This is a genomic window from Orbaceae bacterium lpD02, assembly GCA_036251875.1.
GTDB lineage: Bacteria > Pseudomonadota > Gammaproteobacteria > Enterobacterales > Orbaceae > Orbus > Orbus sturtevantii.
In genome coordinates this window covers 656,182-672,360 of sequence record CP133960.1, presented here as the reverse complement: position 1 = coordinate 672,360, position 16,179 = coordinate 656,182, and the positions used below count along the sequence as shown (strand labels likewise).

Here is a 16,179-nt window from a genome sequence, read left to right as displayed (position 1 = left end):
ATCGAGTTACTATCTTGCTATAACTTTCGCATCAAGGCTAAAAAACAGGTACCACCGATTAAGCTGGCAATTAAACCCGCCGGAATTTCATAAGGATAGGCAATATTACGTCCAATCCAATCGGCAACCATCATTAAACCACTGCCAATTAACAGTGACATTGCCATTTGCCAGCGCGTTTCACTAAACCCAAGTAACCGAGCGATGAGTGGCGCTAATAAACCAATAAAACTAAGTGGGCCAATTTGCAAGGTCGCTAAGGTAATTAATAGGGTCACAACCATAATCAAACCGATCCGGGCATAAGAGACCGGCAAACCTAAGGAGCGCGCGATCGGGGCGGGTAACAAAAATAAGGTCAAAATTCGTTGAGCAAACCAGAGGATCACCAAACAAACAGCGCCAATTAAAGCATACATCAACGTTGTTGATAATTGGCTGGCATAAGTTGAACCCGATAGCCAAATTAATAAATACTGCGCTCGAGGATCACCATTGGCTAGAAATAGCCGTAACAGTGCGGTCAATAATGCTGAGATCGCAACGCCCGTTAAGATCACTTTGTCGGGTTGAAATTGATTACGATAATTAACTAACGCAATAAACACAAATGTAACGATTGCCCCAGATAAGGCAAAAAGCCATAAATATTGATAACCAATATTAAAAAATAAAAAAGCGGTAATCACAAAAATAGCTGCACCAGAACTAATGCCCAATAATTCAGGGCTGGCCATTGGATTGCGGGTCAATCGTTGCAGCACCATCCCACATAAACTAAGCATCGCGCCACTAACGATAGCGGTTAAAATTCGAGGCAACTTAAGCTGTAATCGCACACTATCGAAGTCGAGTAGCAGCAAACCATGTGCTGAATTTTTGACAAAAAAACTGACCGCCAGCAAGAGTACAAATAGCCCGCCAATAATCCATAGCCCGATAATCTTGTTTACGGCGTTATTGGGGGGCGATCCCGCACTCGGTTCATTGACTTGTAACTGATTGGGTAAAACCTTAAAAATCAAATAAAGCAAGAGCGGCGTTCCAATAAATGCACTAGTTGCGCCAACAGGGAGGTAAAAATTACTATAGTGTTGCAGTAAAATAAGTACACTATCTGTTAATAAAAGTAACAAGGCGCCCATCAGGTAGGTCGCGCATAAGCGCAGCTTGATTGATATCAGCTGAAACTGATTAATAATGGTTGCACTAGCTAAGCCAATAAAGCCAATCATCCCTACCAAACTAATTGCTGTCGCGCATAAATAGCATAAACTGACTAAGATCAACGCTCTAATCCACTTTACATTTACCCCCAAACTACTCGCTTGATCATCAGATAACTGCATAATCTGGAGTGCTCGACTGAGTAACATGAATAAAGCGAGACACACAACACTAACGATTGCTAGCTTAATCACATCTTGCCAGCTATCTTGTACAAGTGATCCCGCTTCCCATTGAAACAATGCTTGTGATGATTCGGGGTTAAAAATAACAATAATTGCCGCTATTGCGCCGAGGTAAAGATTTAAAACTAAACCAGCAAGAAGCATCCGGGTCGATAAAAATTGCTGCCGATACGAGAGCGCTAATACCACACATAGCGCAAGTAGTGCACCAATCAACGCAATTAATGACGGATCTAACCAATGCAATAAAGATGGAACAAAGAGCGTGGCAACTAATAGCAATAGGTAAGCGCCACTATTGATACTCAATGTGGTATCCGACGCTAATGGATTATGAGTTATTTGCTGTAATAATAGTGAGCTAACGCTTAACGCACCGCCGACTAAAATAGCCATAGCAATGCGCGGTAATAACGCATCAACGACAATATTTGCCAACAATGTCGACGAGACTTGCGCTTGATATACATTATATTGGTTAATAAAAGCCAAATAGCAGCTAATCAGCGTAACAATAAATAGTAGCAACAAACAGATTAAGCAGAGTGTTGATTTTTTCATGGTTGCTACCTACTCATCAGGCCAAGCATAATGGGGTGGATCTAATAACGAATCGGTTAATAAATGACTGAATCGTTGCATTGATGGCAGGGCACCAAATGCCCAAACTGCAGGGAGCACTCGATAATTTTGCTTATTGGCAAATGGTAACTGCAACCAGAGCGGGTTATGGCGCAACTTTTCAGCGAGATTAGCCGGATAGGGGGCAATAATAATGAGTAACGTTGAGGGGGGTAAATTGGCTAAATCAAGCAGGTTAATTTGCTTAAACCCCCACCCATTAGTTGCCTGCTGCCATGCGTTGTGCAAGCTTAGTTTATTTAACACGACGCCATATAAACTATTATTACCATAAATGCGCAGGTGCCTGGCATCAATAAATTGCACCATGGCAATCGGCCGATCGGCAAACCTGTCAAGGTGTCGCCGATCTGTCGCTATAGCCGTTGCAACCTTTGCTACTAATGCTTGAGCCTCCGCTTCACGTTGGCTAATTTTACCTAATAGTAATGTTTGCGTAACTGTATTGTGCCAAGAAAGCCCTTCATCAGTATAAAAATCAACCGCGTGCAGGGTATAGCGGTTATTAATTAACTCGGGTGGCAAAATATGCTGAAACCAACTTGAATTAATCAAAGTATTGGCTTGTGCCTCAATTAATGCCTCCATATTGGGTTGTGAACGCAGGCCAAGATCAATCACCTTATCGCTAATACGAGGCGTCACCACCCAATTTTTATACTGCATCACATCGCCGATCCCAACAAGAGGGGCATCAAACATTAACAATGTTTCCGCGATCGACCAGTCGGTCGTAATAATCTGTTGTGCTTGATGAGGTTGAGTGAGTTGATGGGCGGCTGTATCGGCCAATGCCAGACCACTCATACTGATTAACATTAAAGAGACTGCGAGAGTCAGTTTTTTGCTTAGGAGTCTAATCATCATGGTAGCGCCACTGGATGGTGGCGAATAGGGTGATCAATAATGGTAAAATTAACATCATAAATATCATGCAGCGTTGATTGCTTGATAAACGCAGGTGCTGGTTGGTTATAAATTAAATGCCCTTGTTTAAACGCTAAAATAGCATCACAAAATTCACTCGCCAGATTGATATCATGCATAACCACAATAATGGTAATATTTTGCTGATGGGCAAGGGTTTGTAGCAGCGTCATCACCTCAATTTGGTGATGAATATCAAGTGCAGACAAGGGCTCATCTAAAATCAAATAGTGAGATTGTTGCGCTAAACACATTGCCAGCCAGACGCGTTGGCGTTCGCCGCCAGAGAGAAACTGCAAAAACTGTTTTTGATAGCTCAAAGTGTGGGTTTGTGTTAATGCGTTTTGAATAATCTTATCATCATCCTCATCAAACCGCTTTAAGGACCCTTTCCAAGGATAACGACCTAATTTAACTAACTCAGCGACGGTAAGATGGATGTCAGCGGGTAAATATTGTGGCAAGTAACTGATTTTTCTTGCTAATTGTTTGGTTTTATAGTGATTAATTAGTTTACTATCGACAAACACACTACCTGTCGAGCAGGGTTGCTGCCTAGCGAGCAGTTTTACAAACGTCGATTTGCCTGAGCCATTATGACCAATAATGCCATATAACTGGCCTGGTTCAAATGTTGCAGAAGTGGGGAAAAGGATCTGCTTTTCACCGACTGCATAGGTGATTTTATCAGCAATTAACACAATATATTTTTAGGTAAGTAATGATCAACAGAAATGATAATGAAAATGAGAATGATTGTCCATAACAATAATATTTTTATACGAATTAGCATCGAGCGATCAATTGTATTATCGCATCGTTATATAAAATCGTGCTCTTTTTAACCTTAAAATTACAGCTAACTGATTACTATTATTTGCTTTTCTTGTTATGAAAGGTAATAATTGGCATCGAATAACGTGTCTTTAATCTATTTTATTATTAGACATAGATAATTTTAATGAATGGTAACAGGAGTTTATATGAAAAAATTAGCTATTATTTTAGCCGTCATAGTAGTGACGGGGTGTTCTACAGCCAATAATTACCCGCAGGAAAATATCGCTAAAGTTTCGCTTGATTGGCCAGGGCTATATCAAGGCATTTTCCCGTGTGCAGATTGTGAAGCAATCGGCGTATCATTAACGCTAAATGATAATGATACATTTAAATTAGAAAGAACCTACAAAAAAGGCAAATGGTTATCTACACCACAAGCGACAGTCGGTAAATTCACCTGGAATACAGTCAAACCGTTAATTTATTTACCTGAAGATGGTACCATGCTCACCTTCTTTGTTGGTGAAGGCTATGTAACTGCTTATGCGATAGATGGCAACCGCATTGAAAGTAATTTAAATTTCACGTTAACTAAAGTCCCTGCAAATAACGAAAATACTCAAGCAAAATAGACTTTTCCTATTTTGTGTATTTTGTTAATTTAACTAAGCTGCTTAACTAAGCGCTTAACAAAACAGCATAATATAACTTATGCTGTTTTGCCTTTACCCTGATTAAAATAGTCCAAAATATAGGTAAAGACGTAGCTATTGATATGATTATAACGCGCTTTTTTCGGCCGACATAACAACACTTTCCATGAGATAGGATCATTAAATCGCTTTTCAACCATATTTTTATCTAAATAAAAGTGACGTACCGGTGAGGGTAACACGGTAATAAAGTCTGAATTTTTAGCTACTAACATTAAAAAATCCCACGATGATGACATCGCCGCAATTTTGGGCCGAATATCGTAAGCATTAAACTGCTTTTGTAGTTTGTGCTGAATAATAAAGGACGGATCTAAAATTGCCATCAATTGATTGTGTAAGTCAGGCCAATCGAGTCGATGTTTTGCGGCCAGAGGGTGCTGATTATTCATAAACGCACTTAACTCATCTTGCTGCAATAGATGCTCATCGATAATATCGCCATTAATATTAGTAGGATCAAGTAAAATAGCAAAATCTAACTCATCAACCATAAACATTTTACTTAACTCATAAGCGCCTTTTTCAACAATTTCAAACTCAATATCCGGGTGTTGAATAATCAGCTGAGCGACCAGATCAGCAAACACAATACCTAAAATTAATGGCGGGATGCCGATCCTTACTTTACCTTTTAACTTGGTCGCGCCTTCGCGAATGTCAGTTAGCATCGTATCGTATTGCAATAATATTTTTTTGGCATTGTCATAAAAAATTTCGCCCGCCGAGGTTAGCCCTTGTAATCGACCTTTAGAGCGCTCAAATAGCTCAATATTCTCGCTATCTTCGAAGGACTTAATCAGTTGGCTTAATGCGGGTTGTGAAATATACAGCTTTTTGGCGGCTAATGAGAGGTTAAAATTAGCGTTAACCACTTCAACAAAATAATGTAAATGCCGTAGATCCATAATATATACCTATACGTTAGCGACCTGATTAATAAATAAGTGCGGATGGCAATAAGATGAAATGCCGGTTTTAAAGGCTAAGTATGCTTATCATCGATTATTTTCTATAATCTTATCTTATAGCCACTATAAAAAACAAGACTTAGACAAGCAAAAAAACATCACTTAGCATATCTGCAAATATTGGCTTATAAAAAGAAGGATTACGCTATGCAAGATGTTGTAATTGTCTCAGCAGTAAGAACGCCCATTGGTCGTTTTGGGGGGGCGTTTAAAGATATTAGCGCAGTTGATTTGGGCGTTGCTGCACTCCAAGAAGCGATGCAACGCATTTCATTAGATCCACAAGAGATTGATGAAGTGATTATCGGTAATGTATTACAAGCCGGGCTAGGGCAAAATGTCGCTCGGCAAGTTGCGATCCTGGCCGGTATTGCTAATACCGTCCCCAGCTTTACTGTTAATAAAGTCTGTGGCTCAGGATTAAAAACTGTGCAGTTAGCCGCTCAAGCGATTGCGTGCGGTGATGCCGACATTATTGTGGCTGGCGGCACCGAAAACATGAGCCAATCAGCTTATGTCCTGCCTAACGCCCGGTTTGGCTTAAGAATGGGCGACAGTCAAATAATTGACACCATGCTGCGTGATGGTTTAACCGATGCATTTAATCACTACCCTATGGGCATTACGGCCGAAAATATTGCCGAACAATACGCAATTACTCGCCAGCAGCAAGATCAACTGGCATTACAAAGTCAGCAAAAAGCCGAGGCAGCAATTAAAGCAGACCGTTTTAAGGCCGAAATCGTACCCATTACGCTACCTAAACGCAAAGGCGATAGCGTCGTGATTGATCAGGATGAATACCCTAAATTGGGTCTAACGCTCGACGCGTTAACCAGTTTAAAGCCAGCTTTTAAAAAAGAGGGCAGCGTTACCGCGGGTAATTCGTCAGGTATCAATGATGGTGCAGCAATTTTGATCCTGATGAGTGGTAAAAAAGCCAAACAGCTGGGATTAACACCGCTAGCAACCATTACCGCGTGTGCCTCTGCCGGTGTCGCCCCTGAACTGATGGGAACCGGACCGATCCCCGCCTGTCATAAAGCATTAGCAAAAGCCAACCTAACGATTAACGACATTGATCTTTTTGAAGCCAATGAAGCGTTTGCCGCTCAAGCCATCGCAGTTAAAAACACGCTTAACATTCCATCTGAAAAAATGAACGTCAATGGCGGCGCGATTGCGCTCGGTCACCCTATTGGCGCCAGTGGCGCACGGGTGCTAATTTCACTTATCTATCAGATGAAAAAGCGCCAAGCGCAAACAGGGCAAGCACAAAAAGGATTGGTTACCTTATGTATTGGCGGCGGGCAAGGCATTGCGATGATTGTGTCGCATCAGCAAAGTAATGGAGACAACAATGAATAAATCAATAAATAAAGTGGTCAATATTGAAAAAGCCCTCGCGCATATTAAAGATGGCTCGGTGATCATGGTGGGCGGATTTATGGCAAATGGCTCACCGGAAACATTAATTGATTACCTATGTGCGACAGATATCAAAAACCTTACTTTAATTTGTAACGATACTGGATTACCGCAAAAAGGCGTCGGTAAGATGGTGTTGCTCAAAAAATTTAGCAAAATTATCGCTTCCCATGTTGGACTCAATAAAGAAACGGCAAGACAAATGAGCGCAGGGGAGACCGAAGTAATATTAGTTCCGCAGGGAACGTTGATTGAATCGATTCGCTGCGCTGGTTATGGGTTAGGTGGTTTTTTAACGCCGACTGGAATTGGCACTTTAGTTGAACAAGGCAAGCAAAAAATCACGCTAGAGGGCAAGCAATACTTGCTAGAGAAACCGATAAAAGCTGATGTCGCCTTAATTTTTGCCGCAAAAGCGGATCGAGCCGGTAACTTGATCTATAAAGGCTCAATGAATAATTTTAATAATATGATGGCCGCGGCGGCTGATATTACGTTGGTCGAAGCCGATGAGGTGGTTGAAATCGGCGAACTTGATCCCAATCAGGTAATGACGCCAGGAATATTTGTTGATTACATTATAAATGAAGGAGCATGTTCATGATGGATAAAGAGCAGATGCAAAATTATATTGCTAAGCGGGTCGCTAAAGAGTTACATGACGGTGATATTGTCAATTTAGGCATTGGCTTACCTACTCGGGTGGCGAATTTTTTATCAACCGATATTTACATCACCTTGCAGTCAGAAAACGGCTTTACTGGCCTAGGGCCGACCCCAGCAGATGATCAGATTGATGAGACAATTGTTAATGCTGGCGGTCAGCCAGTCACAATTTTACCGGGCGGATGCTTTTTTGATAGTGCCACCTCATTTGGTATTATCAGAGGCGGGCACGTCGATGTATCGGTCTTAGGGGCGCTACAAGTCGATCAACAAGGTAATATTGCCAACTATATGATCCCCGGCAAAATGGTGCCAGGCATGGGCGGCGCCATGGATTTAGTGACCGGCGCTAAAAAAGTGATCGTGGCGATGGAACACACCTCAAAAGGCAACGCTAAAATCCTTAAACAGTGTTCACTCCCCTTAACCGCAGTTAATGCCGTTGATCTGATTATTACTGAAATGGGCGTGATAAAGGTCACCGATTTTGGATTGAGCTTAATTGAAGTCAACCCGCAATACTGTGTTGAAGAGGTGATCGCCGCCACGGCTGCCGATTTATATATCGATCTAAGCTAATTTATGCCTTAGCCAACAATCAAACACTTGCTCAATAGGTGTTTGATTTATATTAACTACTCAAGCTACCCGCACTAATCACGCTTTAGCAAGCTTTGCTATTGCCATTTAACTACTGCTATTTAACTACTACCATTTAACTATCATCATTTAACTAACCAAATAACCTTTAATCGATATGGTCTCAGGGCTAATTAATGGCCATTATTCTATTATTTGCGCTATTTTAGTCTAGGCTGCGAGAGGAGATAAATTGATATATTTAATAAAATGAGTTGCTTATAAAAAAAAATGTATTATAGTGTTGGCAAAAGCATCAAAATTCGCTTTTTAAATAATATTTAAACTTTATTACGTTAATTTTACATTTATTTATCTATAAATGTTTTGTTTTTATACTATTTTGGTTTAATATTATGCCGTTATTTATCGATGGCCGATAAATAAATTAACTTTTGCATTTAAAAATGCTAATTAAATGAGAAAACATAATGAACAGTAAGAAAATGTTATTAATATCTACAATTTTAGCCGCAATGGGTTTTGCTGCAGTTAATACAACAACAGCATATGCTGCTGGTATAGAGAATGGTGTAAAGATTAATTTATCAGCAACATTTCAAGATTCAACCTGTAAAATTCTTATTGGTGGTCAAGAATATGCTAATGGCTCGCTTAGCGTTAATGAAGACACTCCTTTTAATATTGATTTCGGTACACATAGTCCATCTGAACTTGTGTTGGATAAACCGTCTTATGGAAAAGAGGCTACTGTTTCTTTCAACGATTGTAATGCATTAACTAACGCATCTATTAAATTTGTAGGCACTCCTATCGGTAAAGATAATCAGTATTTTGCATTATCAGAAGGCGGCGAAAATGTTAAAAAACAGATAGGAATTGCGGTAGAAAGTACAGGCGATTCAGAAACCATTCTTACTAATGGTATGGATACTCCTGTTAAAGTCACTGATACTCCAGTTTTTAAATTTAGCTTAGTTAGAATAGCAGATGCTGAAGAAGGTAAAGCTATTGAAAGTGGTAAAGTAGCAGGTACTGTTACAATGAATGTCACGTATAGCTAAGTTATTACTTCGTCAATTCTTATTTGTGCAAATACATATTTTGTAAACTAGATTTAACGTAAAAGGAAAGCTATATCAATATAAAAATTTTTTTGATACTAGTCTTTAATTGCTCTAATTAGTCCTTATGCAATATGATATTTGTACTTTATAGCCTCATTTTTAGTAATATTAAAATGAGGCTATCGTATTTTTAATATATAACTAATAGTTATTTTTTACGGTTGAATTAACGTTTTTTAACGTCTTTTATTAATAACTTATTTGGTTATATGTAAGTTTTTTACTTTTCACCATTTTTTACTCTTAAAAAACTTACGTATTACTATATTTTTACAATTTATTTCAGAAAATTGACGTTGTAATTATACCGTTATGCTTTATTATTTGCGTCATTATTTTTTAAAAAGTGTTTATTTGTTTTTATAATTTTTTTAAGTTTTAAAAAATAAAAAAAGATTATTAATTGTCAAAAAAGCTAATTATCGATACAAAAGCGAGTGAAATGGCAAAACACAATCGCAATGATTATTAAAATTAAATAGATTAAAACAGTAGGAGTGTTTAGATGAAGAGTAAAGTTATTATGGCCTTTGTGATGTTGGCTTTTTCAGTCCAGTCATTAAACGCCTATGCGGGGTTGGTACTCAGTGGTACGCGCTTGATCTTTGATGGTAATAAAAATGAGTCTACCATCAACGTGAGTAATCCCGATACTAATCCATATTTGGTGCAATCATGGGTCAGTTTAAACGATAAAAAAGCGCCTAATTTTATTGTTACTCCGCCGCTTTTTCGCTTAGAGGGCAAATCATCTAACGCGTTAAGAGTGGTGCTGACAAAAAATAATTTACCTCAAGATCACGAGTCGTTATTTTGGTTAAATGTTAAAGGCATCGCGCCGTCAAACCCTGAGGCGCAAAACACACTAAATATTTCGATTAATACCCAAATTAAACTGATTTATCGACCAAAAGGTTTGCAAGAAAAAGACGCCAGTGCCGCTTATGAAAAATTAACCTTTAAAGTAGACACCGCCAAACAGGCATTAATTGCCGACAATCCAACTGCCTATTATATTAATTTATCTGAGCTGAAATTTAACGGTCAGGCAGTCGATAATGCTGGTTTTGTCGCACCATTTAGTCAGGCAACCTGGCCAGTAAAACCTAAGGCGAGTAACCGAGTCGAGTGGAGCGCGATTAATGATTTTGGCGGCACCACATCCGTTGCATCGCAAAAGCTAAATTGAGATAGATAAGCGTGGTAGAACCATATTGCAAAAACTAACTGGATAGATTTAATTATATTATATTTTAAATAGGTATTGACCTAGTTTACCCATAATTTTGAGAGTGAGATAACTGTGTTGCAGGATAAGTATAGGCTTAATAAATTAGCATCTTATATAACATTACTGATGACGATGTCGGTGATGGGGCTTAACGCAAGCCGGGTTTATGCTAAAGATTACTTTAATCCCAGTGCACTTAGCAATATTGATGGCTTTAATCTTGCGGATTTACAAAGTTTAGAGCAATTTTCGGTATCAGGCGGTCAGTTACCCGGAGAGTATACAGTTAATATTATCGTTAATGATAAAACGGTCGGTACTAAAACGATTGATTTTAAATCAGATAATGACAACAAATTAGAGCCTGTATTAACTAAGCAGATGCTGACTGAGTGGGGGGTAAAAACTAGCGTTATTCCCACTTTAAAAGAGTTAGCCAACAACGCGACAATTGATAATCTTAACCAGTATATTGAATTTGCCACGACTCAATTTGTTTTTTCGCAGCAAGTTCTTAAAATTAACATTCCGCAAATCGCGATGAATAGTAATATTCGCGGCAGTATTGACCCGACCTTATATGATCAAGGTATGCCAGCCCTTATTTTAAACTATAGCCTGACAGGGGCGCGGTCATGGTATAAAAATAACGGTAATAAAAGTTATCAAGATAACCAATTTGTAACTTTACGCAGCGGCGCTAATTTAGGGGCCTGGCGTTTACGTAATAATTCGACTTACCAGCATAGCGATGATTCAAGTAAATGGAATAGTCTTAATACCTATGTTGAGCGCGATCTTCAGCCAATTAAATCACAGCTAGCGCTCGGTGAAGTAAGCACTACTGGCGAGATCTTTAATAGTTTTCAATTTACTGGCGTTAAGTTAACCTCGGATGAAAGTATGCTACCGTATAGCTTACGCGGCTTTGCGCCAGTGGTGCGCGGCTTTGCCCAGGGTAATGCCAAAGTGACCGTACGGCAAAATGGCTCGATCATTTACCAAACCTACGTCTCGTCAGGCCCTTTTGTGTTTAATGATTTATACCCAACTTCATATAGTGGTAACTTAGAGGTTACGGTTGAGGAAGAGAACGGTAATAAACAGTTATTTGAGGTGCCTTTTTCCTCGCTGGCGGTTATGCAGCGCCAAGGTAGCCTTAAGTACTCGGCTACCGCCGGTAAGTACCGTTCGAACTCGGATAATACTAAAAAGCCTAATTTTGTCGAAGGCACTATCAGTTACGGTTTACCAGGTAATATAACGGCTTACGGTGGCGGGTTATTCTCTAGTGATTATCAATCGTATGCTTTCGGTCTTGGCTTTGATTTAGGTAATTTTGGTGCGCTGTCTGTCGATGCGCAACATGCCTCAACCCGCTTTGACTTTGAAGAGAAAAAGCAAACCGGTCAAGCCTATCGCCTACAATATACCAAAACCGTACAAGAAACCAACTCAACGATTAGTTTTAATACCACGCGTTACTCAGCGAATGGCTTTTATGATTTTTATCAAGCTAATGAAAACACCCATTTAAATACGGATGATAATAGACGTTCACGCTATCAAATCAACTTAAATCAATCCTTAGCCAGTTATGGTAGTGTCTATATCAGCGCTTATCAACAAGATTACTGGAACACTGCCGGTCAGGATCGCAATATTAGCGCCGGCTATAATGTGTCATATAACTCGGTATCTTATGGGTTATCATATGGTTACACCAATTCAACGCGCAGTCATACTAATGCGCATCAAGTTACGTTTAATGTCAGTATTCCACTTGGTCAGTGGTTATCGACGCGTAATTATATGTCGTCAAGTGTTAATTATACTGGTAAAGGCAATACGACGATTCAAACAGGGATTTCCGGTAGCAATTTAGAGGGCAATTTAAGTTACTCAGCACAACAAAGTTATGATCAGCAAGACCACTCGGTTGGTGGTAATGCCTATCTTGGTTATCAAGGTAGTAATGCTAATATTAATATGGGCTATAGTTATACACCAAATAGCGAGCGATTTAATTATGGCATACAAGGGGCAGTTATTGCTCACCCTTATGGTGTGACATTGTCACAACCTGTCGGCGATACCATTGCCTTAGTTACCGCTTCAGGGGCAAAGAATATTGCCATACAAAATTCGCAGGGTATTAAAACCAATGCTTGGGGCTATGCCATTAAGCCCTATCTTTCCCCTTATGCTGAAAACCGCATTAGTATTGATGTAAGTGAATTAGCGGGCAATGTCGATGTCACTAATAGTCAAGTAACCGTGGTACCAACTAAGGGCGCGGTGGTATTGGCAAAAATTAATACCCGTATTGGTTACCGTGTATTAATGACCTTAAGCTTAGACGGTAAGGCGTTGCCATTTGGTACCGTTGTTAGCTTAGTCGATGATAACGGCAATGATGTGGTGCCAAACAATAGTGGTATTGTGGCCGATAATGGCGAAGTCTACTTAAGCGGTATGCCAGAAAGTGGTAATGTTACCGCTAAGTGGGGGATTAATGACGAGCAACAGTGTCATATTAACTATCAACTGCCTACTGACTCAGCTGAAGATGCAATTAAGTTTATTACCGCTCAATGCGCGCAATAAAAAGAGGAATATTTATGAACAACAATAAGCCAATTATTAGCCTATTATTTAGCCTATTAACTATTTTTTCCATGCCAGTTTATTCAAAGTTGGTGCAGGATAAAGCAGAGCATCAGTCAACAGGTGGAACGATTAAAACAGCGGAAGTTTCTGATTCTAAAACGCAGGTGGAACTGGGCATTAGAGCTGGCACTGGAGGGGACATATGTTATACAACAGATACAAATGAGATAATTAACAATATATCAATTAAACTTAAAAATCCCGATCTAATAGGTACTTATTCATACGATAATTCTATCTATCCAATTCAAAATAGCGGAATTCCAGGTATTGGTGTTATTACAGATATTAAATTAGTGAGAAAAATATTTAATAATGTTATAGCTACACCAGGCCCTATTTCTGATCAACCGCAAAATTTTACTGTATCTGAGACTGGGATTAGTTATGGAGATAAAAAATGGATATTCATTTATTTACCTGAAGCAGTGGGAATAAAAGCAGGTTCTTATAATCTACTAGAGTATAAAGAACAACTGGCAACAGAAGTAACATGCACTAGTAGCAATAATGATACTCTCAATAGTATTGCTTATCCTGCAAGCACTCTTACTATTACTGCACCTACTTGCACTATTGACGACAAAATGGCTAGTAACTTTCCCTTCGGCGAAATTGATATAGCTGAGTTTCAACTGTTAAAACCAGGAGAGAACTATAGTAAATCATTTACCAGAAAGGTAACACTGGATTGTCCCCTAAATAGTTGGCCAGCGGTGAAGATTAGAGATCAAAGTGATACGGCTAACAACACTAATACAGTTTTTTTGACTGGCGCTAAGGATGAAAAAAGCGGAACGGCAAAGGGGATTGGAGTACAGGTTTTTGCAGATCTTACCAACACCGGTAGTGAGACCCTACAAACGTTAAACACGGTCATTAACATAAGTCAAAATAGATTAAAGGGGCAGAAAACGTTTTCGCCAACGTTTACTTTCAAATATGTTAGAACGAATGAAAAACTAACTGCTGGTGAGGCAAATGCAGTTGTTGATTTAGTATTTATTTATCAATAAATTTTTTAGCAGAGGATATGATGAAAAAATTAATTTTCACATTATTAAGCATGATGCTACTTAGTGCAGTAAGCTATGCTGACGATACTATAACAGTTAATATCACCGGAAAGGTTACCCAACAAACATGCAGTGTAACGTCTTCGCAAACAGAATTTGATTTTGGAGCTTTACCTCTAAAAATGCTAGGCGCTGACAACAACGCTATGGATTTTAATCTTACATTTTCTTGTTTAGAAAAGAAAAATATTAAAGTCCGATTACAAGATAATCAATATAAACCTGACCATTATTACCATATTGGTATAAATTCTAGCAAAGAAAATCGAGCGACAGGAATTGTTGCGGCTATACGTTATGTAACAAGCGGAGCCGTTCAATCAGTTTCATATTTAGGTGCACCTTCAACAGTAGCGATAAATGTTGATGCTGGTATTGATAAGGTCGCTAATTTTAAGGTGTTTTATCGACAAGCTGAGGACGTGACAGCAGCAACTGCTGGAATAGCCGATACCTCGGTAACATTAGCATTTTCTTATGAATAAAATTGGATATTGCATCAACTGCAATATCCAAATGGATACTTCAAATTATAGCTTATCGGCAATCGCATTAAACATTAATGATGCTTCTAATGGTTGGGCATCAAACGAAGGCTCTGCTTTCGGCCAAGCTGACCATTGCACAATAACCAAATTTTCCACAGGGTTGACCATAATTATTTGACCAAAAATACCCAATGCCCATAGCGTATCGCTACTTTTTAGTTTATTGCTCACGCTATCGCTAAGATTGGCTGGCAGGCTATTGTTCCACCACTCATAGCCATAAGCGCCATCAGGATGGCGGGCGGTGATTGAGTTTTTGGCTTGATTCCATGTTCTTGCCTCTTTCACCCAATTATCTGGCAGTACCGCGGTCCCATCCGGTAATACGCCATTATTAGCAATAAATAAGCCGAACTTACTCCAATCTTCAAGCGTGGCATTAAAGCCATGAGCCCCCACATCGTGTTTGCCTACCTGATAACTCTGCCATACTCCATCTTTAACCATACCATAAGGTTGCCAGATCTTTTCTTGCAGGTAAGTGGCAATCGGTACTCCGGTTGCTTTTTCCAAGGTATCGCCTAATAACCAAGCCCCGCCGGATGAATAAGACCACGCTTCGCCCGGTTTGGCATAAGCCTTTCTGCTCGGTGATTTAATTAAGTTATTGACGCAGTTATACACGTCATCACCGGCTTCACATAACGTTAACTGAGCAAAATCAGAATGGGGATCAGTATAATCTTCGCCCCATTCAACGCCCGATGTATGCTGTAATAGTTGCCTAACGGTGACGTTTTCCCACACGGTGCCTTTAACATCAGGGTTATATTTGATGATTAAGTCATCCAAATCGGCTATTTTACCCTCTTTTAACGCCACCCCAACCAAGGTTGACACCACCGACTTACCGACTGAGCGTGAAGTCCAAAGCGTGGTGTCATCATTGCCATTGCCATAATATTGCCAAACGATTTTGCCGTCTTTAATCACCATCATGCCAGTGACATCATTACGTTGAATATAGTCATTTAAGCTATAAGCATGACCATCAAACTGGTAGCTGATGCTAGTCAAATCTTTTAAATCTTGCGGGATCGGTTGCGGATTGGTGGCTTTAAATACATCTCCGGCATAAGTTCGATAGGTATTTCTAAATCCAACTACCCGATCTTGTTGGCTCCAGGTTAACATATCTTTTGCCGCCGGCAAATTTTGGTCAATAACCGCTGGGCAAGTTAAGTTTTCAATGCCACAGTTGCTGGTTTGTGCATGCGAAGGTAAGGTCATCGCTAAGCATAACAGTGCTAAACAGGGTTTTAATTTCATTTTATTCTCCACATTTGTGTCTATCGATAATAACGCGCTGGGGTATTTACTCAGCGAGCCGTCGCATTACACATTAGGTTACTATTTAACTAACAATTTTTACAAATAACGTCGCTATT

14 protein-coding genes are annotated in these 16,179 nt (G+C 39.5%); 9 read left to right on the top strand and 5 right to left on the bottom strand.

From position 1 onward, the window contains the following. Nucleotides 1-17: 17 nt before the first annotated feature. The 3 genes from fhuB to RHO12_02775 are packed head-to-tail and all read right to left on the bottom strand — an operon-like array spanning nt 18 to nt 3,682. Nucleotides 18-1,973 (bottom strand): Fe(3+)-hydroxamate ABC transporter permease FhuB, encoded by a 1,956-nt coding sequence (gene fhuB / locus RHO12_02785; GenBank protein ID WVD66708.1) that lies wholly within the window; start codon nt 1,971-1,973, stop codon nt 18-20. Nucleotides 1,974-1,982: 9 nt separating this feature from the next. Further along, nucleotides 1,983-2,921, bottom strand: coding sequence for an ABC transporter substrate-binding protein (locus RHO12_02780; protein ID WVD66707.1), 939 nt, complete (start codon nt 2,919-2,921; stop codon nt 1,983-1,985). Beyond that, nucleotides 2,918-3,682: an ABC transporter ATP-binding protein gene (locus RHO12_02775; GenBank protein WVD66706.1), complete on the bottom strand. Its 765-nt coding sequence runs from the start codon at nt 3,680-3,682 to the stop codon at nt 2,918-2,920. Before RHO12_02775 ends, RHO12_02780 begins: the two co-directional genes overlap by 4 nt. Nucleotides 3,683-3,964: 282 nt before the next feature. Here RHO12_02775 and RHO12_02770 point away from each other — a divergent pair, with 282 nt between their 5' ends. Next, on the top strand, nt 3,965-4,393 hold the full coding sequence (locus RHO12_02770) for a copper resistance protein NlpE (GenBank protein WVD66705.1): 429 nt from the start codon (nt 3,965-3,967) through the stop codon (nt 4,391-4,393). 77 nt (nt 4,394-4,470) lie between these two features. Here RHO12_02770 and RHO12_02765 read toward each other — a convergent pair whose 3' ends face one another. Next, entirely contained in the window at nt 4,471-5,382 is a 912-nt protein-coding gene (locus tag RHO12_02765; protein ID WVD66704.1) for a LysR family transcriptional regulator, read from the bottom strand. Nucleotides 5,383-5,592: 210 nt separating this feature from the next. Here RHO12_02765 and RHO12_02760 point away from each other — a divergent pair, with 210 nt between their 5' ends. The 8 genes from RHO12_02760 to RHO12_02725 all read left to right on the top strand — a co-directional run bounded on the left by RHO12_02760 (nt 5,593) and on the right by RHO12_02725 (nt 14,728). After that, nucleotides 5,593-6,813 carry an acetyl-CoA C-acetyltransferase gene (locus RHO12_02760; protein ID WVD66703.1) on the top strand — a complete coding sequence of 407 codons (1,221 nt, stop codon included), beginning with the start codon at nt 5,593-5,595 and terminating at the stop codon, nt 6,811-6,813. Next, entirely contained in the window at nt 6,806-7,477 is a 672-nt protein-coding gene (locus tag RHO12_02755) for a CoA transferase subunit A (GenBank protein ID WVD66702.1), read from the top strand. The genes RHO12_02760 and RHO12_02755 overlap by 8 nt, the downstream gene beginning before the upstream one ends. Further along, nucleotides 7,474-8,118 carry a 3-oxoacid CoA-transferase subunit B gene (locus RHO12_02750; GenBank protein WVD66701.1) on the top strand — a complete coding sequence of 215 codons (645 nt, stop codon included), beginning with the start codon at nt 7,474-7,476 and terminating at the stop codon, nt 8,116-8,118. The genes RHO12_02755 and RHO12_02750 overlap by 4 nt, the downstream gene beginning before the upstream one ends. A gap of 491 nt (nt 8,119-8,609) precedes the next feature. Beyond that, nucleotides 8,610-9,203, top strand: coding sequence for a hypothetical protein (locus RHO12_02745; protein ID WVD66700.1), 594 nt, complete (start codon nt 8,610-8,612; stop codon nt 9,201-9,203). 568 nt (nt 9,204-9,771) lie between these two features. After that, nucleotides 9,772-10,455, top strand: coding sequence for a molecular chaperone (locus RHO12_02740; GenBank protein WVD66699.1), 684 nt, complete (start codon nt 9,772-9,774; stop codon nt 10,453-10,455). 114 nt (nt 10,456-10,569) lie between these two features. Then, nucleotides 10,570-13,104 (top strand): fimbria/pilus outer membrane usher protein, encoded by a 2,535-nt coding sequence (locus RHO12_02735; protein ID WVD66698.1) that lies wholly within the window; start codon nt 10,570-10,572, stop codon nt 13,102-13,104. 14 nt (nt 13,105-13,118) lie between these two features. Next, the gene (locus RHO12_02730; GenBank protein ID WVD66697.1) at nt 13,119-14,183 is read left to right on the top strand and encodes a fimbrial protein; all 1,065 of its coding nucleotides are present in this window, start codon (nt 13,119-13,121) and stop codon (nt 14,181-14,183) included. A gap of 17 nt (nt 14,184-14,200) precedes the next feature. Next, the gene (locus RHO12_02725; GenBank protein WVD66696.1) at nt 14,201-14,728 is read left to right on the top strand and encodes a hypothetical protein; all 528 of its coding nucleotides are present in this window, start codon (nt 14,201-14,203) and stop codon (nt 14,726-14,728) included. A 45-nt stretch (nt 14,729-14,773) separates the two neighbouring features. On the opposite strand, the gene RHO12_02720 is transcribed toward RHO12_02725, so the two are convergent. Continuing rightward, a complete protein-coding gene (locus tag RHO12_02720; GenBank protein ID WVD66695.1) occupies nt 14,774-16,060 on the bottom strand; it encodes a serine hydrolase in 1,287 nt (428 codons plus the stop codon). Nucleotides 16,061-16,179 lie beyond the last annotated feature (119 nt).